We start from the raw sequence: 26,662 nt of genomic DNA on the forward strand, positions 1-26,662 counted from the left end.
CTCGAAAGTCTGCTGAATAGGTCATGGATTCTTCTGCTACTTCGCTTATTTTAAAAGCATTGTATCTTATTTATAAAGGACTGACTATATGACACGACATGGTCGTTTGCCGCTGAAATCGTCATACGTGTGATTGTAATGTTTACTATGATTATCTTGTTTCTACGATTCACAGGTAAACGTGGCATTCGCCAGCTCTCTATTTTTGAGTTAACCATTATTTTGTCACTCGGATCTATCGCTGGCGACCCAATGTTCACTAAAGATTTGCCGCTTATTCAAGCTGTGCTTATCATGAGTATTGTGCTGCTACTTTATAGGCTGTGTACTTGGTTTACTGCAAAGTATAAGTTTTTTGAGGATTTGCTAGAAGGTAGAGCTACTTATATCGTTGAAAATGGCTTATTAGTACTCGAAGACACCAAGAAAGATAAAATGTCTCATGATGAATTCTTTGCCGAAATGCGCCAATATGGTGTGCGTCATTTAGGACAAGTGGAGATAGGATTGCTAGAAACAGATGGTGAGTTTAGTGTATTGTTATTTCCACACGATAAGACCCAGTATGGGTTACCCATTTTTCCTAAAGAGTTTCAAGCAGCGAAAACCATAGAGGATGGACAGCCCTACGCTTGCATGCATTGCGGTTATGTCGAATGTATATTAGATCTAAATGAAGCATGTAGCCGTTGTCAACACTCAGTAGGTTGGGCTAAGGCTCTTAGTACTAGGATCGTGAATTAGTCGGCCGAGGGTATTCCGAATTCGGTGTAACTGCCATTTAGATTAAATGATTACTAATACGGTCATCAAACATCATTTATAAAGCGAGTTTTTGGCACACCCATCGACAGCATGCTTTAAACAATCGATAAATAAATATGCAGAATAATTTACTTATAGACTTTTATTGCAAGTTGACCACTAAGAAATGGGCAGTGATGACCAAGTGTTTTATAAATACAGCACTGCGAGATCTCAATGATTTGATGGATAAAGGGATGCTGCAAAGATCTGAGGCGTTGGGGCGTAGTACGAGTTATGAGTTAGCTTTGTGATAAAGGTCACATGGTTCTATGATACGCAACGCAATAGATGAGCTAGTTCAGCAGTTTGTTATAAGTGGTTCCATTTTAGCAGTCTGTTTTAAGTAGTCTATTAATAGGTTTGAAGGCTGTTTACAGTGGTTCCTTTGGGGCATACCCCAAAGGAACCACTGTAAACAGCCTTCTTCTATCCAAAGTCATTTTTCATAATGACACTAGTAGTTTGGTGTTGACTGCCTACTACTATTAAGCAATTTCCGGTACACTTCTTCATGTGACATCTTAAGCAGATAAGGATTTGATCACTGATAAAGCAACAGGCTTTATCAATAATTCACACTAATAGTTACTATGTCAGAGTAGTGATCTGGCTTGACGTCAGCGCTAGGTACATTAATATGTACAGTATGTGATTGATTTACTCCGGTACCATTATAAGCCACACCATTTCCCACGCTTTCAGCAGTAAAGGTATTGCCCCATGCTGTTCCATCAGCAGATTGTAATTGATAAGGTATCACGTCGCTATTAGGGGTAGTGCCAGTCATAATGCCTGCACCATTTACGTTGCCGTTGGAAGGACCTAAGCCAATTGTGTAGGGAGCGGTATTAGTGCATGTTACACCTATACTAGTGCTGCCTTTGATATTAGTGGCGCTTGCCGCAATGTTCTCTAAATTGATATCGGTAGGTTTAGCAGTGATTTCACAGCTAGAAATGACAGTAGCTTGGACTGTAAACGCGAATGAATTACTTTTATCTTGAACTCCCTCTAAGCAGTCAGTTAAGCTTGAGTTTTCTGCGGTTTTAAATGTTAAATCGCCATTAAAATTATTAGTATAAGTTCCAGGTGTGGCTAGAGTGTTGCCGTGATTTGAGAGTAGGGACATATTGATAACAACTTGGCCTGAAATATTACTTTGTCCTGAGGTAGTAGATCTGGCTGGAATATAGATTGCTCCTGAGCTGTATTCCTCTCCAAAACTAGAAGTACGAGTTCCCCAAGTTTTACTATTTGGCAGTGTCATATCGAACGCCAATTTATCAGTATTAGATGCTGTGTTCATATAACGTGGGATCACAGCGTTAGGTGTGTTGCCACCATCAGGTGCAAGGCAAACAGAAACATATCCAGCAGTGTCGCCAGTATTGGTACAGCTGTATTCCAAATTTCCAGTGATATTTGCACTCTCAGAATTAGCAGTTGTAATAGTATTGCTTATATTTACAACTCCAGTATTCATGTTGGCCTGACAACTAACATTTAATGTCGCATGTGAGCTTACTGCGGTGAACCACAGTATGATAGGTGTCAACAATATACTGTAACGCCATGGAGATATTTTTATTTGTAATCGGTGCATTATTTTTGTACCTTCTGGCAGATCAGGGGACCAATGAGTGGGATCTCATCGCCCTGCTTATGATAGTCAAAACTGACAGTGCAGATGTCACCAGAGGGATTAATTACCTCAAGCACATTATGCTCATTTAGCGTATCCAGATATACTTCACCATCGAAACCGATGATTGTCGATGGCACAGCCGTGTTGGTGAGCAGTCTTACTTGACTGCCTAATGGTAGTGGTTGATGACTACTGTCTATAAGAATAACGGAAGCAGAGCGTACTGGCGTAATAGCAAATGTGACTAAAGTGCCAGCGCGGTCAGTTGGTGTGGCTTCAATATTGACGTTATCAATCCGCAGATCAGCGGGCAAACCCATAGGATCTATGCTAACTTTATTACTTTGATAAGCATTTAGTGGCGAGACCAGCAATAGGCCACGACTATTTGTAGTACCAATTGGACTGTTTTGTAGTAGTACGGGCACATCGGCAATACCGTCAGTAGAGACAACCGCAAAACCACTGTTTATTCGACGAGTCGGAAAAATTCCCCCACCCATCATTACTAGTGAGCCTGTGCCACTGGCATAGGTAGCGTAACTGTCATCGTTGACGCTAACACCCGCTTGTACTCGGCCATAGCGCCCAAGATAACTTAATTCTGCCAATCCATCGTTACTATCATTCCTATTAGAATTACTATCTAAGTTATTGTCTATACTGTGCCGTGCTTGTGCGCGCCAGTTTATGCCGCCTGAATTCGGCGCTGACTGTGAAATATCCGTTACAAACACATCACGCTCGTCTGTGTGCTGAACACTGCTATTCATCGAAATATTACGACCTAACGAGAATGAAGCTCCGATAGAGGCACTGTTATTAGCAGAGTCATTAATGTCTTGATTAAGATTAGCCCTCAATCTTACACGTTGGCCAAAGGATTTATTCCAATAGGCGCTGGCAAACTGTGTTGTTTGCTGATCAGCAAGTGACACTTGGTTATAGCTTATGCCAAAACTACCTAAGGATTGAGTGCTATAACCTGTAGATATCTGCTCACTGCGGCGAGCGGGTGCAGATCCGTATTGACTACCTACGTCACGGTAAGTCCCTTTCGTGCCTGTAGCGCTGACTCCGATATTAAAGCGACTGTTATTCCATGAGTAGTTTGTGCTGTATTGCGAACCGCTTTCACCTTGGCCTTTGCTACCTGCTAGTGATGCAAATAAAACACCACCTGCGCGGCCTAATAACCAAGTACCGCCGACTCCAGCATTACTTAGACCTTCGGTTACTTCGGCATGGGTTTCGGCAGTGAAGCGGTTACTCACCCCATAACGCCAAGTACTACTGGCAGCAATATTATTACCGTAATCAAAGGACTTGTTACCATAGTTTTTGCGCACAGTACCCAATTCTACTGACCAGTCGGAAAGCCCCGGCTGGAGCAAACGATGGGCGTCATATAAAGAGAACTCAAGCGTAGTGCTTTGTCCTAATGCATCGGTAACTACCAACTGAGCATTGCCTGCGCCACTGAAGCTAGGAGCAGTCTGTAGCTCAAATGGTCCGGTTGGTACATTCCCACTGTATTGTTTAAGACCATTCACATATAGTTCTACCGCTGAGGGCAAGGTAGCTGAACCAAAAAACGAAGGCAATGGGGTGGTGGCCATATAAGGCTGCAGATCAAAATTGGTACCAATTTGTAGGCCACCTAAGCGCGTAGAGCGCGTCCATGACAGCGCGCCTGTGAGAATGTCACCAGCACGAACCGTAAGCAGCTTATCAGGAAATGATTTGCTCCAACTGGTATCCAGACGCACTGTGCGTCCGTCCCAATCTTTGTCATTATTGCCAGCAGAGTGAGTGGCTGTAGTTAATGTCGTAGAACTTAGTACACCGAGATCACTAAACGCGCGCAGCTCTGTAAAAGCACTGAGGTTTTTAGCACTGTTCTGAGTTTGATTGCCATAAATATCATAATTCAATAACATGCCTGGTGATGCAGTGGGTTGCGGGCGCTGATTACTGCGTGTATTACGTACAGTAGTATCTAGATTGAGCAAGCTCAGAGGTGCGATAAGGCTCAGCGTTTGCCGCCGTGCATCATAATCAACCTTGAGGTCAGGCAAGCTATTTAACGGTATGAGTTCGGTGCTATCAGGCGGTACTATAAAGCCAAGCTGTTGCAACGCATCAGCGTTAGCCCAAAGTTGGTTTTTGTGGTAAACGAAATGTACCAAACCAGAGCTGGTTTGATTAAGGGTGACCTCTAGATACAGATCAGTTTCATCGTTTTCAGTGTTGTAACTGTCTATGTTGAGCTGAGCTTGTCTAATATTATCAATGATTGTAGAGGCCATGTCTTTAGAAGCACTCGTAGAAGAGACAATCTCATTCGGTTCGATAGCGTGGCTGACCGATACTGTTATACTCTGCAGTAAAACTGCTTTAGCGAGTGGAACTGTCCAATGTGACGTCCTGTGTCGTCTGAATTCCATTGATCGTTACCTTGAATTTACCGGTTGTTGTCCCTGTCGGAAGAGCGGAAGGCGGTATTTTCAGTGTCCAGTTCATAGTGGCATCTGGTAAAACATAACCCAGTAAACCTTGGTGTATATTAACGCTATTGCCCGCAGTATCTATAACGCTCAGACCAATCAACTTGGCATGGCCATTGCCGCTATTGCTAACGCGTAATGTTATTTGCTTACCATCTGGTTGCACGCTATAACGCCATTGTAATTTTGGCTCAGTTTTATTAACACCAACGGGCTGTACAAATACAGGTAAAGAGTAGCTCATCGCAAATTGCAGGCCACTCTTTTTCTTAGCAGATTTAATTGGTAACTCATTAACAAAAATTCGATAGCTACCTTCCACCGCTCCAGTACCTTGCGGAGGTGCCTTGGCACGGATAATTCGAACCAGTTGTTTGTCACCGGGGTTGAGCTTAATCATTGGCGGACTGGCCAATAATCCTCGTGAGGGAGTAAGCTGATCGCCTTTTTCATCCTGTGACCACTGATAAATGCGCACTTGCGCACTTATCGCTTCGTCACTTGAGTTACTAAGGGTCAGGCCACTGGCGTTTTCTCTAGCTTGTAAACTTAAAGAGATGGGAGAGACCTGTAGGCCACTCGCCATTGCACCGCTACAAAACAGTAGCAAACTAGAGATAACAGCAGGTCTCGCAACACGGCGTAACCAGAGACTCAACATTGGAATTAATAAGCTACAGAAACATTAATAGTATCTGAGTAAGCGCCAGGTGTAACGTCGGCGGCATCAGTTACTGTTAGATATATAGGAGTAGAAATGGCGGTAGCATAATTTTCGAATGCTGCGGTAGAGACTGTATCAGTAGTGCCCCAAGCAGTGCCACTAGCTGAGCCAGAAGTTAATTTATATGCCACTTCTTCAAGTGTTCCAAGTCCACCAAGCATAGTGCCAGTACCGTCGAGGTTACCAGTTGATGCAGGTGTTAGACCAATAACGGCCACAGAGCCTTTAGAGCAATTTAAGATAAGATTAGTGGTTGCTGTTACAGCTGTAGTCGCTTTTCCTGCTTCAGTTGCTGCAAGTACAACGTCTACAGGAGCGGCATCTATAGTACATATTGATTCAACTTCCATAGTAACGCCAAAACTACTATCGGTAGTGCCTGCAGCATTTGCGCTAGAAATAGCGGCAAAACCACCAATAGCAACTAATGTAACGGTCAATAAGTTTTTGTTAAAGGTCATGATTGTTCTCCAGAGAGTATAAATACTTTTAATATTTCAATGAGGTATAGCGCAGTATTAAATGGGCACTTGATCTATACCATGTTAAATGGGGGAGATTATGTGTTTTAGTAATCGATTAAACCTAGAGGTTTCCCTTAGATCAATAAAAAATTACAAAATGTAAACCGTTTGTCGTCAATATAGACCGTTTATCATGTTTGTTAACTTATTGTATTATATGTTTTATGGGATTGCACGTTAAATGTTTGATATAGTGCTATGTATTATAGGATTAGCTATTAGTTAGCCAAATATACTTTACAAAAGTTAGTTTTAATTTTTTATAAATTATGCTAGCGAGATTATGATACCTATATACGATTTTGGTGTTTCTTCTATTATTTCCAGTAGTAACTAAATTAACAGTGATGTAGCTGAAGAGTTTTATCTAATAGAGGCAGATGATATTAACGGGTGTCATAAGGAGATTTTGTACAAGGGCGTTTCTACGCACAATGTGACGAATATTGAATAAAGTTTTTGAAGCGTATGTTTATTACAAAAGAGGAGCTAATCATCAGCTCCTCTTTTTATTACTTTATTTAGAGTCAATCAATGGTGTAGTGCCATAATTAACTTGTGGTAGGCATGGCTACAGTACTGGCTACCTCTGTCTGAATGTACAATCAGCCCTTGGCTTGGACATTTATTTTTGATTGCCATATTGAGTGCACGGCATACTAAATCTGCTGTCATGCGCTTATTAATGGCGTAGCCGACCAGCTCTTTGGTGTATAAATCTTTGACTCCAGCTAAGTACAACCAGCCCTCAGCAGTCCAAATATAGGTGATGTCACTGACCCACGCTTTATTAGGACGCTTAGCATCAAACTGCTGATTTAGTATGTTTGGATAGACAAGCTTATTGTGATCGGAGTCCGTGGTGACCTTAAAACATTTGTGGCGACGGCGTTTGATACCATGTTCTTCTTTAATGCTTCTGACCATTTACAGGCTAATATCGTGCCCTTGCTCAATCAGCTTTGCGCGCAGTCGATCAGCACCATAGCGCTCACAAGTTTCACTGTGAGCGGCTCTAACCAGTAGCTCAGACTGGTTACGATGTATCTGTTGCTCACTAATATCGTGATTTATCCAGTCGTAATAGCTTGATGGATTAACATTTAGCACGCGGCACATAGTAGTGATGCTAAAGAAGTGTTGGTTATCTTTGACAAAGGCGTACCTGATTAGCTGTCACTGCGGGCGTAGCCCTTCGACTTGCGTCACTAAAACAGTCTCCCAGACTGTTTTTTAACGTTCCTCATTCGCGAAGTACGCCGTCGCCTTTTTTAGGATCTCTCGTTCCTCTTCAGCCGATTTAAACTGCCGCTTGAGCTGCTTTATTTCCTGAATAGCTGCCATAAGATCAGCATCAAACTGCTCAGTTCCTGCAAGTTTGCCTTGATTAGCTTTATTGTGCCAATTAGATAAGGTCTGCATGGCGATACCAAGCTGCTTTGCGGTCGCTGAGATATTGCCATTATTGTCTGCTATCTTCTTAACGGCTTCAGCTTTAAATTCTGTGCTATAGGTTCTTATTTTCTTGACCATGATAAACTCCAATTAATACGCTTAGTTTACCAAGTTTACCTCTACGGTTTCTTCAGCATAGCTCAGTTATCAATACCTTTATCTCATCGTAATAGGAATTGGTGGCTAGTAAGAGTTGGCAACATTGGAGTAATCGCTTATAAAATATTCAATGCCTTTTTAAAAGAAAGTCATTTTCATTATATGACGTTAAGTATTTTTTTACCTATCTTAAAGCGTCACTTCCGCCTTTAAAAACTCAATAAATGAGCTAACACGCTCTGATAATTTTCTATTCTTGTAGTAAACCAGATTAATAGACTGTTGGATTTTGATCGTACTAGACTCAAATAGCTGAATCAAATCTCCTTTTTGGATATCTTGATAAGTCATAAAATCGGACAAACACACGATACCGGTCCCACATAAGGCCAGCTGTCTTAGCGTCTCGCCACTATCTACTTTTATATTCGTATGAATATGAAACAAATTATTAGCCGCATCATAGATAGGCCAATCATTTAACTTCTCCAATGAATTAAAACCTAATAACTGATGATGAGCCAAGTCCTCCACACTTTTGGGTATACCGTGTTTTTTCAAATAAATAGGGCTGGCTAAAATACGAATCTGGCTTAAGCCTAGTGGGGTAGCATTTAATGAAGAGTCTTTTAATTCACCGATACGAACAGCCACATCTGTACGTGCTTCTAATAAATCTACTAAACTTTCATTACTGACCAACTCGATATCGATTTGTGGGTAAGCATTACTATATTTATCGATCAATGGTGCAATCACATGCAACATAAAAGGAGTAGCTGCATCAATACGCAACTTACCAGATGGCACCTCTTTATTCTTCACCATCATATCTCCCGCATCTTCTAAGTCACTGAGAATACTCCGCACACGTTCCAGATATTTTTCACCCTCCTGTGTCAGCTCCAAACGCCGTGTTGTGCGCCTAAATAGTGATGTATTTAGTTTCTTTTCTAACCTTGATAACGCTCTGCTTACTGTTGAAACCGTAACCCCTAAGTGTTCAGCGGCCTGACTAATTGTGCCCTCATCAACAATACTAACAAAAGTATCAAGCTCATTAATCGTAACTTTCATTATTGATCCTTATGCAAGAGTATTTTGATTTTTTGTGCCTTCTTATCAATTATAAGCGTCTATATAATGATTGCCAATCCAACGATAACTTTCATAGATAAAATATAGGTAAAACATATGACACTGCCAAAATTCGGTTTAGGTACTTTTAGATTACAAGGTGATACGGTTATTCACTCTGTGACAAACGCCTTAGATTTAGGATATCGAGCGATAGATACGGCGCAAGCATACGATAACGAAGAGGCTATCGGTATTGCTATCAAAAATAGCGGCATATCTTCTGAATCAATATATCTAACCACTAAGATTTGGGTTGATAACTTATCAAAGGAAAAGCTCATTCCTAGCTTAAAAGCCAGCTTAAAAAAGTTAGATGTCGATGCTGTAGATTTGACATTGATCCACTGGCCAGCGCCTTCAAGCCCAGTAGCTGTCGAAGAGTATATGACAGCTTTACTCGAAGCAAAAAAATTAGGCCTCACCAAAAAAATAGGAGTTTCTAACTTCAATATTGATTTGTTAAAACGAGCTATAGCAGTAATAGGCGCTGAAAACATTGAGACCAATCAAATAGAATTAAGCCCTTATCTACAAAATCGCCGCTTGGTAATTTTTATGAAGCAGCAAGGTATTAACGTGACTTCCTATATGACACTAGCATACGGCAAAGCATTAAAAGATCCTATCATTCAAAAAATAGCCAATTACAATCAACAAACCCCAGCACAGGTGATCTTAGCGTGGGCACTCGCTAAAGGCTACGCTGTGATTCCCTCTTCCACTAAAAGAGAAAATCTAGCGAGCAACTTAGTAGCACAAAGCATCACATTGAGCGTTGAGCAATTAATGAAAATTGACCAACTCGATACCAATAGTCGTGAAGTCAATCCTGAAGGTTTGGCACCTATTTGGGATCCATCTATCTAATTTGTACAAGGCAGCTGATAATGAAAAAAATATTGATATTAAATGGTAGCAAACGTTTTGCTCATTCAATAGGTGAGCTCAATGACACCCTGACCCATATCGCTGAGCAACAATTACTCAGTTTAGGTCACGACGTAAAAGTGACCAACATTGATGCAGGTTATGATATTCAGGATGAAATTGCAAAATGGCTGTGGGCAGATATTATCATTCAACAAGCTCCTGCTTGGTGGATGGGTGTGCCATGGACAGTCAAAAAATATATTGATGAGATTTTCACCATTGGTCATGGCAGTCTCTATCAAAGTGATGGGCGTTCTCGGCAAGACTTGGAGAGTAAATATGGTTCTGGTGGTCTGCTGCAAGGTAAACAGTATATGCTTTCAGTAACTTGGAATGCACCTACAGAAGCATTCACAGATCCTAAGCAGTTTTTTGAAGGTGTTGGCGTTGATGGCGTATATATCGCTACTCATAAGGCATATCAGTTTCTAGGAATGGAGCCAATGCCAACATTCATGAGTAACGATGTCATAAAAAATCCGACTATTGCTAATGATATTGCGCAGTATCAGGAACACCTGAGTGCCCTGTTTGGGCCAAGCTTTATCGCTCATGAATAATGAGTTGATCGCCTATCTGAAAATGCTGTGGTATAGCCAGTATGTCCTTATGAAATTCAAAAAAATAGTCGTGATACCTTTTTTACCCAGAGCCTTATTGTTAAGTAGCTGTCTATTTCAGAATGCTAATGCTCCTATTATGCCAATTAAAGCTGCATAAGCAATTGACAGTCAGGCTCAGAACTCTAAATGTACGTCAGCGTACGGTGATCCTAATGGTGTCGAATTAGTGAAGGATAGCCGAAAATCTGAAGATATTCCAAAGACAATATAAATGGGTCCTGATCTAAGCCTAGTAGCTGTCCAATTTAATTGCCCTTCGTAAAGTGTGATAGCTTGCGAAGGGCAGTTAAAATGATGTATTTATTTTATGAAATAATGCGGTATGTATAAGTTAAGCTTAGCTGAGCTAAACTCAAAAGGTAAAAAAACTAAGGAGCAGGCTGAATGTCTATTCTAAATTCCCATGCGGTCGCAGTCGTCGCTGAGCTATCAGGGTAATTGATTTTATCCAAACGCACGCGGGCATAGCTATTGCCTTCAGCAGATCTAATGAGCGCGCCTTGAGCGCTGTCAACCGCTTTGGCATTTAGCTGATGCGTCATGCCATTGTAGGTATACCAGCCAAAGTCTAGGTTCGGGAAATTACCCGTATAAGCAGGATTGAGATCCGAGCCTTTACTATCAACGACCCAGCTTCTGGCACTCATCGGTTTGTCGTATATAGCGGTGTTGGTAAGGTCGGTTAAAGTCGCCGCACTACCATCGGTCATAAACTTGCTGACAATGGGCTCACCTTTATCATCATAATACCCTATCGGTGTTTTTGATAAGAAGCCACCAACTTTGCTCTTATTAGTGCCAATAGCAGAATCGCCACCATTTAAAATGACGCTATTACGCTTAAAGCCAATCTGCCAAGTGCTGTTTTTAGCAGTGCTAATTTTTCCTGTAGTTAGATCAAAATAGACCCAGTTATCATTGTTTGAGGCATCGATAGTTTTTGTCTGCACCTTGTTCGGTAGTGCAGTATCAATCCAGCGCAGAGTAGGGTAGCCTGAGGTTCCTGCATTATTATAGTAGTTGGTAATCTGCATGGCATAAATAGGCTGCTGTACGCTGCTGTCTGTCATGGCGCTGCCATTATCTGTGGTGACAAGGTAGACACGATTGTTCGGGTAGAGCTGATGGTTGCCTTTTAAGTTGTACTCAAACCAAGGCTCTGCATCAAAAATACCGCCACTACGGTCTTCATTGTAGTGCATGGTAATGTCACGACTGGTATCAGGATCTTGAGTTGCATTGCTATAACGACTCAGATCTGACCAATCGATTAAACCAAAAACGCCACCTTTGCCAGTGCCAGAATCACCGCTATTTGACCAGAGCTTGACCGAACGCGCTTGGTTATCAAACTTGATATCCCATTTATCTTCAGCACACGAGCTTTCAGCTTTGGCATCAAAGTCATAACAGGTTGCGGTATTAGGCGCTAGATTGGTGACTTGCCAAGTAGCCGTTTCGCTAAAGCTGGCACTGCTCACAGGCGGGGTAGTGCCGCCATTACCGTTACTATCACTACTTGTACCATCACCGCAGCCGGTCATGCTGAGTGCTAAAATGCTGCTACTAAACAGTAATGCCAATTTAGTCGGCTTGGTGTGAACTGCTGGGAGAATGGGGGTCATATCAGCTTCCTTGATGGTTGTCGTTTCAGATAGAGGGTACAAAATAAGGGTAAAAATAGCGGTACAAATACACTTGCTTTAGAATGATTGTGAATTAAAGGCTTACCAATGGTAGCTGGCGCCAAGTAACCACTCGCGATTATCAATGGGACGGTAGTCACTGGTATCGGTGACATCACGCTGCACATCAAAGATATTATTAATCGCTGCATACAAGCTCAAGTTTGCAGTTGCGTCATAATTGAGCTTGCTATCTAGCGTCCACCAAGAGGGTGAATACGCTTGCTCGCTGGTACTAATCAACTGTTTGGATTCATAATTGATGCGCGGGATTAGCTGTAATTTGTCATTAAGCTGATAATCTAGTGCTAGCATCGCTTTGTGATTGGGTTTATAAGTCAGTTCGGTATCCGTCACATTGTTATACGTCTTTAAATAGGCGTAGCTGGCTTGTAGTTTGGTGCGCTCATCTACTTGCCAATCAATGCCAATATCGCCGCCATAGGTTTTGGCACTATCGACGTTCATATATTTATAAATGGCGATATTGCCCTCAAAGCTCGCATTGTCTTCATCGGTCTGAATTAGGTTATCTATCTCGTTATAAAAACCATTGACCGTCAAATTCATGGTGTCGCTCAGTTGACCTTGATAGCCGATCTGATAGCTGGTTGAGGTTTCAGGTTGCAAGTCGGGATTGCCCATGACTTTATAACCCAAATTGCTATGGTCAAAAACGTAATAGCGTTCTTTTAGATTGGGCACGCGATAGCCACCGCCAATACTGCTACGAAAGACATGGTCGCGCCCACTTGCATCCAAATGGTTGTATTTGAGTGATACTTTTGGCGCCGTATGACCACCAAAGTCCTCATCGTTTTGATAGCGAATACCGCTCAACACTTCCCAGTTATCGCCAATCAGCCAATCATCTTGTAGATACAGCTCACCGACATCACGGCTGACGTCATCGCTGATAAGCTCGCTGACTTGGTTTTTCGTTTGGCTTAACTTGTCTTGCTGAACCTGACCGCCGACTTGGATAAGATGAAGGTGCTTATCGGATAGCAATAGCTCAGGTAGGTCGAGCTGGGCTTGCACCAACGTCGTACTAATCTCTGTATCACGGGCACTAGTGATGGCTTGCTGTGTTTTAGTATTAGATTCGCTTTGATATTCCTCATGCAACGCTTGAGCGGACAATCGATAAGTCCTGCTGCGATCATCGACATGCGGCGCGATATCAGCGCGCGCACCGACACTAAAGCGCTGCTTGCTGATGTGCTCATCTCTTTGCTGTGCCAAATAGCGCGGCGCGACATAATAATTAAAGCGACTGATATCGTCTTCTTTATAGTGGCTGGCTTCTAGCCAATATTGAGAGTTTTTGACCAGTCGGTTATCGTTGCGGTCATTGTTATTACCTGATGTGTCGTTACCGTCAGGGCGGTAGCTGAAGCGGGCACTGACTTGTGATTGCTCGCTGGCATCTTTTAATCTAGGCCATGCTTCATGGTCTAAGCTTAAGCCATCATTGTGCACATACGAGCCTGATAGACGCGCGTGAAAGCGCTGGTTTTTATCTAACGGCCCTTCCACGCTGGCTTCTACATAGCGCTTATTGGCATCTAGCTTTTTACCAGATGGATTTTGCTGCCCATTGCTGACAATCTCGGTGGTGATATGTCCTGTTGCCGCGCCAATGGGTTTGGTGATGATATTAATGACGCCGCCCATCGCCGCGCTACCAAACTGCGCTGATGCCGCTCCTTGCACCACCTCTATCTGTTCGATATCCATATTCATATATTGATTCAAGTTTACTGTCGAGCCAGTGCTTGCCGTAATAGGCAAACCGTCAATCAACACCAATACTTGATCACCTGTGAAGCCTTGCATGCTGACTTCGTAACCTGTCTTGCCGTGGACTTCACGTAAGTAGACATTGGGCAACAAGGCTAGCGCTTCTTTTAAAGTATGAGCATGGTTGTCATCGAGCTGCTGGCGGCTAAGTACTTGCAGGGCAACTGGCGAATCACTCAAGGCGCGCTCAGAGCGAGTCGCCGTTACCACGATAGGGTCTAAACGTGTGCTCGGCATGGCTGCATCGTTAGTCATATCACCATTCGTCTCTGCGAAAATTGGCGCTGCTTGGACTGAAACTGACGTGAATGTAAACAATGCTAATGCCACACTTATGGCTAATGGGCTACGACGCAGTAGTGAGGGATGGGTGTTTAGTCCCGTATGAGTCAACGATAAATCAAACGCTAAAATTGACATAAATAAAACAGCCATCGTAAAAAGAGAGAGTAAGAAAGTCGTGTTACTTAAAGACCTTTTTCTACAAAAAGAGCGATCTAAAGCGACCTTTTCATAGTATTAATTATTAAAGGTTTGGTTACTTGATTCACTAGATTAAGTAACAAAGCCCAGACATAGTATTTCAAACGATAACAATTATCAAGATGTAAATGATAATTATTATTATTTACAAAGTGAAAAAATGTTGCCATAATGATTTTTCCCGAAGCCTAGAGACAAAATTATAAATGATGAATTGGAAGCGATAATTGCTAAAAGTTTGCTTGATAAATACACCCTTGCTGCATCATTGTAAGCACTGTAGTACAGCAGGTATTGGTCTTATCAAACATCAATCATCATAGTCGCTGCTATTTTCTAAAGATATTCATATCTCAATACTATATAGCCAAGATCATTGGCTTTTTTACTGCTATCTATTTTATGGAGACCATCATGAGTCAACCGCTATCGTTAACCAAAAAAAATACTGAGTTGTGGCAACAGTACCAAGCATTAAAAGCAAAAACCCCGATGCTATTTCCTACAGAAGGGGCGGCTGCATTGGGGGGCAGCGAGTTTGAACTGATGTTAGCCTCGCCCTATAGCCAGTATATTGGTGATCAGTGCAAAGCTGTGTTAAAGCAATTTGAGAAGTTTGGTGAAATGGAAAGCATCGTCAGAAACGAGCTGGCCGTGCATGAAAAAACGGCGCCGTATCACAATCTTAAGCTTGGCGAAAAGATGGGATTGGCACTCAATGTTGGTGGTCTAGATTTGCGATTCTTTATGTGGCAATGGCAGCATATGCTGGCGGTAACGGATACCAGCCGTGCCGATAAGCCATCTTATAGTATTCAGTTTTATAACGCTCAGGGCGCGGCGATTGACAAAGTCTATCTGCGAGAGCTAAGCGATGAGAATATCAGCCGTTGGCAGGCGATGATTCAGAAGCAGCTGCAAACGGTAAATAAGAAGACGCTGACGTTAGAGGCACAAGAGCCGCTAAATGACTGGCGTTACAAGGCATTAAGTGAAGATGCGCGCGCGCAGCTACAACAAGGCTGGCAGGCAATGACAGACGTGCATCAATTCCACTCATTATTAAAAAATCTCGATATAGATCGTGCTAGTAGCTACCGTCAAGCACCAGAGCAGATGACGCAGCAGCTTGATATTAGCGCGGTCGAAGCGGTATTTGAGCAAGCGCGTGATGCGAAATGTCCGATTATGATATTTGTTGGTAATAGCGGTCTGGTGCAGATTCAGACTGGCACCGTGCAGACGCTCAAACGTATGGGCGATTGGTTCAATATTTTAGATAAAGACCATAATGACTTTACGCTGCATTTAAAAGACAAAGCATTGGCGCAAGTGTGGAGCGTTAAGCGCCCAACCAAAGACGGCATCGTGACTTGTATCGAAGGTTTTGATGGTCACGGCGTCAGTATCTTTAGCGTGTTTGGTCAGCGAATTGAAGGCACACCTGAGCTTGAAGCATGGCAGCAAATTGTCTCGACGGTCATCGAAGCGCATCCATATGCAGAAGCCTTAGCAGCAGTTGCAATGGCTGAAGAAGAGAGCGTGTAAACCCGTCATAAAAAATCAGCAAATTTTGCGATATTGACACTCACATAACGGATAAATCATAGCTGTTTTGTGAGTTATTTGGGATGCTTAATACACGTTAATAGTGTCATTTTTTACGTTAGCAAATTAGGAATGCTTATGTCTTCTGCATTATCAAAAACAGTAATAACTCATTCAGTGATAAATAAAAAATTGATGAGTCGTGCTATCAGCACTGCTGCCATTATTGGCGCATTTGCCGTGCCCTCACTTTCTGCCCAAGCTTATGAGCGTATTGTCGCGATGAGTCCCGATGTTGCAGACGTTGTGGTGGCACTAGGAGGGACCAATAAGTTAGTTGGTAAAGATGCGACCAATCATAATCCAGCGTTGAAGAGCGTGCCAGCCGTGGGTATGCACCGTAATATCACCGCCGAGTCTGTATTGGCAGTTAAGCCTGATTTGGTGCTCGGTAGCTACATGGTGCAGCCTACGAGTATTTATCAGCGCTTAAATGGCCTAAAAGTTAAAGCTGTCAATGTAGCGCCTAAAGAAGAAGTAAACACCTTTGCCAATAGTATTAAATCCATCGGCAATTACGTTGATAAAAAACCCGAAGGATTGGAGCTTGCGAAGCGTTGGAATGCAGGGATGAGTCCAATGGCAAAGACGGGTAAGCGTTATTTATTAAGTTACGATGGTCGTATCGTTGCAGGTAAGGGCACGGTAGGGGATGAGTTGATTCGCCGTGCTGGTGGAATTAACGCTGCAAACGTATCAGGGCTAAAACCTATGTCACGTGAAGGCTGGCTGGCCGCCAAGCCTGATGTGATTATTATTGCCGATCATAATCAAGCAGTGGTTGGCGGGGTCAGTAAATTTAGTAAACGTCCAGAGATTGCAGCAAGTGCAGCAGGTAAAAAAGGCGGCGTACATTTTTGGCCAGCAGATGAATTTCTACGGTATGGCTTACATTCGCCTGAAGTCTTAAAGAAGCTGAACGCTGTAGCAAAATAGCCTAAGTAAAAATACTTTATCTTATATTCAACAAAATGATATCTCACATGGCAAATACGATTTCTGCTTCTATCGCTATACAAACTGGAAAACACAAACATAGCATCTATTATATTGCCGCCACTGTCATATCTGTGTTACTAATTTGGTTGGCGCTTGGTACTGGCTTTGGCGAATGGTCAAGCCCTAGCCATCTTGACGATACTATTTGGCAGCTACGCTATCCGCGCGTGGTTACGGCATTATTAGTGGGAATGGCGTTGTCAGTTAGTGGTGCAGCATTACAGGCTTTATTTGAGAATCCTTTAGCTGACCCAAGCTTAATCGGTACGTCAGGTGGCGCGGCGCTTGGTGTTGTTTTGGTATTGGCATTGGGGTTTGGTGGTATTGGGATACCGCTTGCTGCGTTTACCGGAAGCGTATTGGTCTGTTTGTTTATTCTCGCTTGTCATCGGTTTTTGGGCGGTGGGCAGATGGGCTTGCTGATATTGGGATTTGTCATCAGTGCTTTTTGTGCCGCTGTGGTCAGCCTGATTTTATTCATGTCTGATGACATGGTACTTCGATCTGCGACCAATTGGCTGTCAGGTAGTATGGCGGAAGCAGGCTTTGCACCGCTGCGATATTCAATTGTTTCTATGGTTTTAGGCTTAGCGATTTTATTACCGTTAGGTCGCCAGTTGGATGGACTGATGCTTGGTGAAGCCGCTGCTAAATCTTTGGGTATCAAAGTTGGTTTGGTTCGTTGTTTGGTCGTGATTGCCTCGGCATTATTGACAGGGGCGGCGGTGTCTTTAGCAGGCGTCATTGGTTTTATTGGCATGATGGTACCAAACCTGCTGGCTATTCTGTTTGGCGGCAGACGTATGCGTCTCATGATTTGGTCCGGCTGGCTTGGGGCGATATTATTACTCGTCATTGATGGCGCGGCGCGGCATGTTGCCTATCCAGTGGATGTGCCCGTTGGCATCGTTTTAGCGTTGCTTGGCGGTCCATTCTTTATTTGGCTGTTTGTGCGTAGTAGCCGCCGTTAATCGAAGAGGGTATTTATGTTCCATTCATTTTTTACGGCTACATCAAAGACATCGCTAGCGAATCAAGATAGTCGTATAAATAGTAGTAATATCAAGAGTAGTGATGCAGGCGAGCTGTTGTCGATGCAAGATATTCATATTTCGCATGGTCATAAAACATTGTTAAAGATAGACAAGCTAACCGTGCCAAGTCAAAAGCTGGTCGCCTTTATCGGACCAAATGGCGCGGGTAAAAGCACGTTACTGCACACGGTTTTGGGTCAACACACAGGAACCGCGCTCAAAACGGATGGTCAGATTACGATTTACGGTCAGCCTATCAACGAGGTCATGAATAATGGTCATATCGCTTGGGTTGGACAACATGAGCGTTTTGAGCTGCCACTAACGGTATTAGATTATGTGCTATTAGGCGTTTCACCAAATCTTGCATGGTATCAGCGCCCAAACAGCAATCATATTGAGCGCGCGCAACATTTATTACAGGATTTTGAGTTATCAAGCTTGATCAGTGCTCGCGTGCAAACCTTATCAGGGGGTGAAAAACAGCGCTTGGCTATCGTAAGGGCGCTAATGCAAGATACTAAAATCATGATGTTCGATGAGCCGACCAATCACCTCGATATCCGCCATCAGCGTTTTTTACTTCATTATTTGCAAAATTTGGTGCGACAGCAACGCAAAAGTATTTTGGTAGTCCTCCATGATTTGACCCATGCACATCGCTATACTGATGAGGTAGTATTGTTAAATGGTGGACAAATTGTTGCACAAGGAACGCCTAGTGAGGTGATGACACGTCCACAATTAAGCGATGTTTATGATGTCGATATTAAGGTGCATCAGACTGAAGATGGCTTGTTGTTTGTGTAAACTCTCCAGTAAAACTATTCTTTTGTTTTTTATGAGAGTTTAAGAGACTGTTTTAACCTAAGAAGAGGAAGGTTTAAAACTCAAGTATTTATACTATACGATTAATCACGTGTAGGACTTTTTTCTATTAAAATGAAAGCAGTTTTGACCCCTGCCGCTAATCTCGTAGAAATTAACTTGGGATATTTTAATCAGACAACTTAATTGAGATATACGTCTGATATTCGTATCAGTCGAAAAGACTAATGTCTTTACCTATCTAGAATTATTTAGCAAAACGCAACAGAGCTACTCCTACTAAGGTTGTAAACGTTGAAAAAACTTTTATCAAATTAAGACGCTCTTTTAGAAAGAAAACGCCTATCAATAATGCAAAGATAATGCTGATTTCTCGCAAAGCAGTTATAAGAGGAATTGGTGCTTGAGCAAAAGCCCATGTAACAATCGCATAGGCAATAAAAGAGGCTCCTTCGCCAAATAAGAAAACAACACGGCCTTTAGTTGCTATAGTTTTTAGTGTAGTTGGTGATACATACGCAAGGTAAGCTGCCATAATAGTTCCGTTACCAATAGTTAGCCAACTATAGAAACCTAAAGAAGTTTCAGCAATACGAGCACCGAGGCCATCAATCAACAAGTAGCTTGCGACAAATATCCCTGTTGTCAGTGCGAGCATGGCTGCATTGCTATTACGTTGCCCATCAGCTTGCCGAACCAAGGCCAAGCTGAGGATACCCCATCCTATTCTCATGATAGCTAATGTTTGTATTGGTTCTAGTTGAACCCCTAATATGGTCACAGAGACTAATGCGACAAGTAGAGGAGCTGATCCACGGGCAATTGGATATATTTGGGTGAGATCACCAGCTTCATATGATTTCAGTAAGAATAATTGATATCCGACATGGAGTAGAATACCTACTGCTAGATAAGGCATACTTACAACAGATGGCGTTGGAACAAATGGTAAAACGATTAATGCAAGTGGCATATGTCCAAGGACTACAGCCCCCATGCTGCGTTTAATATAGCTGCGCCTATAACAGCAACAAATACTAGTGTACTCATGACTGAATCTCTAAATTTTACGCTATAGTTTAGACTTGCGTTGTTTATTCATTTAACATGCAATAGATCAATTTATAATTTAGATCTAATTCACTTAAAAAAAGTGAGTGAAATAGTAAAGACATAAAAAATGGTACTGTCAGTAAAGCCTATTAAATTCAGAATTATTATAGGGATAATTTACTGTTCCTATAATAGAAATATTATGACAAATGAATTTAGAACCAAGTAAGCCAGTGATATATAAGTTTTAAAATATGATTCTCAAATCAACAAAGTATCTATAGTTTACTATCTATAATGAGTATGTTTTCATCAGTGATAAGCATCATATGCACAAAAAACCGTAGTAGCGGCGAGTACTGCCATTTGTTCGTTTGATCTCTAGGATCTCGGCTAGCAATACCGATATGAATAGCTTCTATCGAGTTGTTAGACTGCCGCTTAATATTTTGATAATTAGTAGATGGCATAGTTTTCATTAACAAGGCTTCGTTGCTACTCATTAGCCAATGTTTCAAAGGCAGTAGTTTATCCACAATATCAATGAAACGCTGCAACTCTTTCTTATCTCCTTTCCCAAATGATATGTATGCTTTGCTAGTAGATATTTTTTCACTACATATCTCAATGAACAAAGCCCAGTCTATCCTTGATTCTTCCCGTAAGCGATAGGCATTGCTTAACAAAAGCGATAGCAATCTTAAGTCACTTTGATATTGAATATTCAGTGGACTCAGTACGGAATTCTTTGAATCTGATAGCTTAACAAAGCGAGATTTGTCGCGTTTGGTAGCGATGTCGGCAACCTCGCTGGCACGTTTTATTAAAATTTTTGCATCGTGCATAGAGATATTTGCCAATTGTGCCGCTTTGTTTAATGGTATTTTGTCATCATAGGTTTGTAGTAGCAGCTGAATTCGGTTCAGACCATAGCGACCAAACAGCTCATCATTGCCCAGTGAATTGGCACTCAAGGGACATTGCTCATCACGGTTTTCGATCGTAAATTTCGGTGACTTGCGTTTGCCCTCTATGATATTTTTAAATAAAAGTGTACGAATACTAGGTATGTTGACACTATTATTACTAACTGCCGCATTATTCTCTTTAAGCTTTTTTTTAGTAAAACTTGTTATGTTATACAGCGTTCGATCTGGCAATGTTATATCTGCTTTACTAAGCGCATAGGTCGCCATCAGCGTGGCTAAATGGTTGTAATACTCAAAGCTACGCTCAGGCGACAAATGCCCCATAATACCTGATAGAGCGTACCAGCGATCTTGTGCATCGATATGCTCCCCTAGTAGGCCTTTCTTTATACGCAGTATGTCGTTTTCGTCATAATCGGTGAGGGCTTCTACGAGATCTGGATGACCTAATAGCGCTAAAGATAGATTACTCACAGCCGTGTGTCTAAACCCATGAAAGGTATGCTCTGCCACATTATCATCTACCGACATGTCTTTTAAGACTCGTTTGAGTAACTGTAAAGGAACATGGTCATCAATAGGACGCTGATCCGATGATAACGTAAAGATAAATTTGTTTGAATGGCTGCCAATATTACTTTGCACAAAGTTAATGAAAAAGTTCAGCTCATCAGGCTTGAGAAGGGCAAATAAGGCAATGCGGCGGATACTACTTTGAGTCTTGGTGGGCCGGTAGCTATTGGGCCTGATTACCACTGAGGGTGTAGCTGCCTTTAAACCTTCGATATCACTATACTTAAGTCCCAACAGCTCTTTTTTACGCATGCCAGTACGATAGACTAAGATAAATAAAAGCGCGAACATCTCCCGCTCCAATATATCTACAGAACCCAGTATCTGCGTAATGATGGCCTGGTACGCTTGCGGTGATACCAGCTCTGCACGTACACGCCGACCGTTTTTGGAGTGTTGAAAGTTCACGGAGGGTAGATTGTATTTGCTCTTAGCAAAGTTGTGCATACTCTTCAATAAATTGGCAGAGTATCCAATGTCAGTATTATTCCGTACGACAGCTTTGTACTCTAAAATATCTTCATAAAGGTCCTCAAACTCTTCCTCTGACCAAATATCAAGCGGCTGAGCCGTTGTGAAATATAACCATTCATAGCCTATGGTTCTAATATATTTCAAAATAGACTCATTACTAAGTGATTTTGACTCCTTTCGATTGAGTAAACTTAGTACCCAATCTAATAAAATTTTTTCACTTAAGTCATCATATTGCTCATAGCGTTTTTGTACTCTTTCGATAAGAGTGTACGTCGTTTGGTCGAGTTTTTTCTTCTTCTGTTTTTCATTTATTTTGAAGTCTTTAGTCAGATTCATAATTAAATCAGACTTTCTAACCTCTATCTTTTTGGTAGAACTACTACTAGATGTCTCGTTTTGATTAATAGAGTTTTTGCTGATAGACAGCGTCAAGATATGTTCTAGATCATACGGCTTCTCTTTATACTGATATTTTCGGTTCAAAAACTGATCAAAGTCCTGCGTACTCAGTCCAACAGTGTTATGCATGCCTCGCAGCACCCCAACTGAAGCATGGTCAATATCAGCGCCCTTCAGCTCCTCCCAGTAATAACTGGCGTAATATAAGAACCTTGAAAAGGGAAGTGGCTTAATACCCAAAGGCTTGATCACGTCAGACAGAGCCACGGTTAAGTATTGTTTTATCTTATCTTCTGACAGCTTGGCAATGATAGGTTTGATCTCTGCTTGACTGCTGTTTTTATGATAACGCATCAGCCAACACTGACTGACCATATCTACAATTATTTGCTTAGTGTTATAAAGCTTGTCACTTTCTTCTTCACGCTCGTTACCAAAACGCTTTTGCACAAAGCGCGGTGAGACCACTATTCTTTCTTTGATGAATGGCTGATACTCTTTGGCGAGCAATGAGGTAAGCCACCCTTGGAGCATCTGTATCTCATTAATACCGCCATACACAATACCTGAGAATATTATCCAGCCTATGATTTGCTCTTGGCTATATTCGGCTGTTTGATTCCATTGATGCTCTACTGCACGAATAATTTTGACCAGCGCCTTACCGTTTTTTATCCAAGCTGTATTTATAATTAGTGGATTGATTTTAGTAGGCTGTGGCGCGATTATCTTAGGATAGTGATGCTCAGCAAGCATATAGTGCTCATTTTGATAGTCAACGAACTTAACGACGACTTGCCAGACGTGTTTGAGTGTTCTAGATGACTCGTAAGCTTTTGCAATTTTGTCTTCAATGATTGGCTGAAACTCATAAAAACCCTCACTAGACAAAGGTTTTAGCTGTTCATAAAAATCATGCTGACATTGGCCTAATATTTGGCTCCATGACAGCCATGACAAATCAAAACAATCCTTAGAGCTTGGCAAAAATGAAAAGATGCGCTCATCGGACCAAAGCGCTTGTCGGTAATATTTATTGAAAGACTTTATGAATCCGATACTTCCAGGATAAATCCTTTTCAATGACTCCCATTCGGTCTGTAAATCGGCGAGTAGCTGTATCTCACGTGTCCTTGCCATGTCACTGTCTTTGAGTATAGATGGGTAAGGCACGTAGCGCTTTTTTCTACCATCAAACTTTGCTAAGTCATCAATAATTTTTGGCAGCTGTGTTTCATTTATTAGCATGGTCAACCTCTGCAGTGTTTGTGCCAACATGATTTGAATTAGGGTAGTTGTTGATTGTGATATCCGATAACCCAAGCTGTGCTGCGATCTGTTCAAACACGGACGCTACACGCTTAATATCTGCTTTACTACTTGATGAGAAACGCCCCAATACTTCTTGACGAGCTTTTTCATGACCGATAACCGTGTTAATCAGTGATAAAGAAACACCAAGCTTTTCAAGCTGAGTACGAACAAAATGGCGTGTCCAATAAGGATTAGCATCAATGATGTGTTTGGTCGTCTGATAAGCATCACCACGCTTAATATCCTTGAGAACAGTGGCATTAAAAGTAGGAGCACGTTCAGACAATAGTTTCAATAAAGCCTCATCGTTACCTAAGCGAATATCGTCAATGGTGGCGCTGATTACATGATTTGACTGATGCTTAGCCTGATAGTCAATCAAATACGCTCTATAGTCTATTAAGTGTTTTACAAGAGTAGAGCATAGCGGTATCAAACGATCACTTTTGACCTTCTTAACAGGCTTGTCATTGATGAGCAGCCAACCCATATCAAGATCGATATCGTACATCTTGCCAAGACCGTTATTTGGTCGCACGCCGGTTAAAAGGCAAAAGATAAACCATACAAAAATACCGGTTCTATTAAAGTGATCCTCATCATTTAAACTCTGATCGGTCCAGCACCTCATCTCATTTATGATGTCGCAAACCGTTTCAATCTTTAGCGCAAACCCTGACCCCACTGTATATTTGCGCCAAAGAGATATATAAGATAAATCAAAACTACTAGTGCTGCTAAACACGCTTAGCGCCGACTTATAGTTAGTAATAAGCGCTTCGCTGGTGTGGCTACTATAGTACATCGCTGGAGCATGGGGCGCTGGCGTGCGGCAAATGATATCAGCAATATGCTGATGACAATCAGGTGTATAACGAGAGAGCACGATATGTAGTGCGGTCTCTATACGATTGACGGACAGGTACGGCAATCCAAGGCTGCTACGCAAGTTGGCAAGATACGCCGTAAAATCTTCTTTTACAGGCAACTGACAGGCAAGCAAATTATCTATCAGCCACGACGGTAGTGGAACTTTGATGGTATCGGAATGATTTTCATAATCCTTTTCGGCCAGTGTTTGGCTTGTGGACCTTTCGGTAATACCTAAACTGTGTTTAATGTAATACTTTTTACCTTCAAGGTTAAAAATACCAGGATGACCTATATAGCCGGGTGTTAGTAAGGACTTAACTGGCAGTCCGGTAATCATAGATAACAGTAAAATACCCGCACAGGTTTTATGAGTCTCTGATTCTAGTAAGGTACTTGCGTCTTGGTTGAGCGCAGCAAATAACGCTTGGTAGCCGACAAGGGAGAGTAAGCGCGTATTAGAGTTGAGCGCGAGATTACGCTGAGACATGTAGTTTTGCTGTAGCGATAAGTCGATAGTTTGCAGCGGTATGGAGTTTTTGATTAACGGGTTTGGATATTCGCCGTAGCTGATATAGGGCGCCTCATAGTGGTCAATACACTCTTCAAAGCTCGTCGTTAACCCTTCATAGCTTTCAGTATTAGCTTCTAAAAATGCGAGATCTATGGCGATAGCGCTGTGTTCTATATCATCACGTGTGTTACCCCATGCATCATTGCTGGGCGTGGTATTCCAGTTGTGACTCGTTGCAGTAGAGTCTAAGGGTATTGTCGATGTATTGTCTGCTAAGTTGATAGCTTTAATTTTAATGTTCTTAGGTGGCTTCTTACGCTTGGGTTTAGGCTTGCGTAATGCATGCGCATTTTGATAGGCGGTCGTTATTTTCTCTATTTGACTGAGTTTTGCTTTTGCGTCAGTTTTATTCTTTGCTACTTTCATTTCCTCGGTATGAGTAGTTTGCTTATTGTTTATCGTCGCAAGCGCGCTTTTTTGCTGCTCTAACAGGCTGTTAAATACCGATAATATACGTTCTATGCTCATATCAATGTGCTTGATATCAGGTAGAGCCGGCCATAGCCACACACGCCTAGGAGCCGCTGAAAACTGCGCCATCTTAAATTGCATGAGTATGTTATTGGTATCAGTTTTTCTATCGGGCACCATAAGCAGCGCGGCAGTGTGCAGCGCTATAGCCATCCAAATCAGCCGCGATGAGTGATTGAGTCGCTGACGACTGACAATATCTTGCATTAGGATAAGCAGCTGCATCATCAGTGGTTTTTGTGCCAAATCCGTCCTATTGATCTGCATATACTGATTGGCAACTGGTCTCTGTTGTAGTAGTGGCGCTATCGTCTCTATTAAATATTTAGTAGAGTTTTCAGGACGTTTATAACTGTCATGTACTGCGATAACGATGGTAGAGATAGCCTCTACAACAGATTCGGGGTAAACAAACGCTTTATCACTCTTTAAATGATTAATAGTCTTTGCAGACAGCCATTCCTCCTGACTGGGAGAGGTGTCATTATTTTGAGTCATAGCGATACTCCAGAGCGACGCGCATGATAGGTCTGCTCAGTGATATTTATAAGCTCACAAAATTTGGTGACAGCAAAAATGTTTTTGCCAAATAACTGCTGATTCTTCTGTTTATCTAAGATGTTATTCAAATTTCTGTAAATGAGTTTGATATCTAGCTTTTTGTTATGCTGAGTGATGAGCTCAATGAGCTCATAAAAACAGAGCTCAAATTCAAAATCATCCTTTGAGATGTATTGCACAGATACCTCTTGTCTGAGTACATTAAAATCGATATTAGGGCTTTTCACTAGATGAAAAAGCTCAAAATTATTGACTAAAAACCATTGTTTATCCTCTTTGATAAACAATGTGGTTTTAGTCCAAGCAGCGCTTTGTTCAAGCTTAAAGGCTTCATTAATGAACGGTCTGATATGATATGTATAAATATTAAATAGATCGATAATATCTGGAAATATAAGCACAGAGGTTATCTGTAGTTTCGCTATCGTTACCATCTGCCTACGCCCTAACTGAAATAATGAGTTGAGGACTTGGACATTACGCCTCGTTTATTGACCTCTACTCATATCTTACTATTACTGGCGATCAATTAGATCCCACTTCGTCA

At 41.9% G+C, this 26,662-nt stretch carries 18 protein-coding genes and 1 pseudogene; 7 read left to right on the forward strand and 12 right to left on the reverse strand.

From position 1 onward, the window contains the following. The first annotated feature begins 117 nt into the window (after positions 1–117). Positions 118–744, forward strand: coding sequence for a DUF421 domain-containing protein (locus JMX48_RS07740; RefSeq protein ID WP_413786354.1), 627 nt, complete (start codon positions 118–120; stop codon positions 742–744). 628 nt (positions 745–1,372) lie between these two features. Here the strand turns inward: JMX48_RS07740 and JMX48_RS07745 are convergent. The 6 genes and pseudogenes from JMX48_RS07745 to JMX48_RS07770 form a co-directional block, all read right to left on the reverse strand. Further along, entirely contained in the window at positions 1,373–2,290 is a 918-nt protein-coding gene (locus JMX48_RS07745; RefSeq protein ID WP_201536314.1) for a spore coat U domain-containing protein, read from the reverse strand. Positions 2,291–2,409: 119 nt separating this feature from the next. Then, entirely contained in the window at positions 2,410–4,899 is a 2,490-nt protein-coding gene (locus JMX48_RS07750) for a fimbria/pilus outer membrane usher protein (protein ID WP_201536317.1), read from the reverse strand. After that, positions 4,850–5,620 carry a molecular chaperone gene (locus JMX48_RS07755; protein WP_201536320.1) on the reverse strand — a complete coding sequence of 257 codons (771 nt, stop codon included), beginning with the start codon at positions 5,618–5,620 and terminating at the stop codon, positions 4,850–4,852. Before JMX48_RS07755 ends, JMX48_RS07750 begins: the two co-directional genes overlap by 50 nt. Positions 5,621–5,625: 5 nt before the next feature. After that, complete coding sequence (locus JMX48_RS07760; protein WP_201536323.1) at positions 5,626–6,144, reverse strand: spore coat protein U domain-containing protein; 519 nt, start codon at positions 6,142–6,144, stop codon at positions 5,626–5,628. Positions 6,145–6,744: 600 nt separating this feature from the next. Beyond that, positions 6,745–7,740 (reverse strand): annotated as a pseudogene (locus tag JMX48_RS07765) (IS3 family transposase); the annotation flags it as partial. A gap of 210 nt (positions 7,741–7,950) precedes the next feature. Further along, on the reverse strand, positions 7,951–8,838 hold the full coding sequence (locus JMX48_RS07770; RefSeq protein ID WP_201536326.1) for a LysR family transcriptional regulator: 888 nt from the start codon (positions 8,836–8,838) through the stop codon (positions 7,951–7,953). Between the two features lie 117 nt (positions 8,839–8,955). Here JMX48_RS07770 and dkgB point away from each other — a divergent pair, with 117 nt between their 5' ends. Both dkgB and JMX48_RS07780 read left to right on the forward strand, forming a co-directional pair. Next, positions 8,956–9,768, forward strand: coding sequence for a 2,5-didehydrogluconate reductase DkgB (gene dkgB, locus JMX48_RS07775; protein WP_201536328.1), 813 nt, complete (start codon positions 8,956–8,958; stop codon positions 9,766–9,768). Between the two features lie 20 nt (positions 9,769–9,788). Then, entirely contained in the window at positions 9,789–10,391 is a 603-nt protein-coding gene (locus JMX48_RS07780; protein ID WP_201536331.1) for an NAD(P)H-dependent oxidoreductase, read from the forward strand. Positions 10,392–10,822: 431 nt separating this feature from the next. On the opposite strand, the gene JMX48_RS07785 is transcribed toward JMX48_RS07780, so the two are convergent. Both JMX48_RS07785 and JMX48_RS07790 read right to left on the reverse strand, forming a co-directional pair. Then, a complete protein-coding gene (locus JMX48_RS07785; protein WP_201536334.1) occupies positions 10,823–12,079 on the reverse strand; it encodes an HmuY family protein in 1,257 nt (418 codons plus the stop codon). Positions 12,080–12,181: 102 nt separating this feature from the next. Then, the gene (locus JMX48_RS07790; protein WP_201536336.1) at positions 12,182–14,362 is read right to left on the reverse strand and encodes a TonB-dependent receptor plug domain-containing protein; all 2,181 of its coding nucleotides are present in this window, start codon (positions 14,360–14,362) and stop codon (positions 12,182–12,184) included. A 477-nt stretch (positions 14,363–14,839) separates the two neighbouring features. On the opposite strand from JMX48_RS07790, the gene JMX48_RS07795 reads away from it, so the two are divergent. The 4 genes from JMX48_RS07795 to JMX48_RS07810 all read left to right on the forward strand — a co-directional run bounded on the left by JMX48_RS07795 (position 14,840) and on the right by JMX48_RS07810 (position 18,876). Beyond that, positions 14,840–15,973: a ChuX/HutX family heme-like substrate-binding protein gene (locus tag JMX48_RS07795; RefSeq protein WP_201536338.1), complete on the forward strand. Its 1,134-nt coding sequence runs from the start codon at positions 14,840–14,842 to the stop codon at positions 15,971–15,973. A gap of 138 nt (positions 15,974–16,111) precedes the next feature. Continuing rightward, a complete protein-coding gene (locus JMX48_RS07800) occupies positions 16,112–16,969 on the forward strand; it encodes a heme/hemin ABC transporter substrate-binding protein (protein ID WP_265088772.1) in 858 nt (285 codons plus the stop codon). A gap of 47 nt (positions 16,970–17,016) precedes the next feature. Next, entirely contained in the window at positions 17,017–18,003 is a 987-nt protein-coding gene (locus JMX48_RS07805; RefSeq protein ID WP_201536340.1) for a FecCD family ABC transporter permease, read from the forward strand. A 15-nt stretch (positions 18,004–18,018) separates the two neighbouring features. Next, a complete protein-coding gene (locus JMX48_RS07810) occupies positions 18,019–18,876 on the forward strand; it encodes an ABC transporter ATP-binding protein (RefSeq protein WP_201536342.1) in 858 nt (285 codons plus the stop codon). A 265-nt stretch (positions 18,877–19,141) separates the two neighbouring features. Here the strand turns inward: JMX48_RS07810 and JMX48_RS07815 are convergent, their stop codons facing one another. From JMX48_RS07815 to JMX48_RS07830, 4 genes are all read right to left on the reverse strand, one after another. Continuing rightward, the gene (locus JMX48_RS07815; RefSeq protein WP_201536344.1) at positions 19,142–19,867 is read right to left on the reverse strand and encodes a DMT family transporter; all 726 of its coding nucleotides are present in this window, start codon (positions 19,865–19,867) and stop codon (positions 19,142–19,144) included. Positions 19,868–20,225: 358 nt separating this feature from the next. Then, complete coding sequence (locus JMX48_RS07820) at positions 20,226–23,573, reverse strand: tyrosine-type recombinase/integrase (protein ID WP_201536346.1); 3,348 nt, start codon at positions 23,571–23,573, stop codon at positions 20,226–20,228. Continuing rightward, complete coding sequence (locus tag JMX48_RS07825) at positions 23,560–26,052, reverse strand: site-specific integrase (RefSeq protein WP_201536348.1); 2,493 nt, start codon at positions 26,050–26,052, stop codon at positions 23,560–23,562. Before JMX48_RS07825 ends, JMX48_RS07820 begins: the two co-directional genes overlap by 14 nt. After that, positions 26,049–26,549, reverse strand: a complete 501-nt coding sequence (locus tag JMX48_RS07830; RefSeq protein ID WP_201536351.1) for a hypothetical protein — start codon at positions 26,547–26,549, stop codon at positions 26,049–26,051. Before JMX48_RS07830 ends, JMX48_RS07825 begins: the two co-directional genes overlap by 4 nt. Positions 26,550–26,662: the final 113 nt, after the last annotated feature.

The organism is Psychrobacter immobilis (assembly GCF_904846225.1).
GTDB lineage: Bacteria > Pseudomonadota > Gammaproteobacteria > Pseudomonadales > Moraxellaceae > Psychrobacter > Psychrobacter immobilis_F.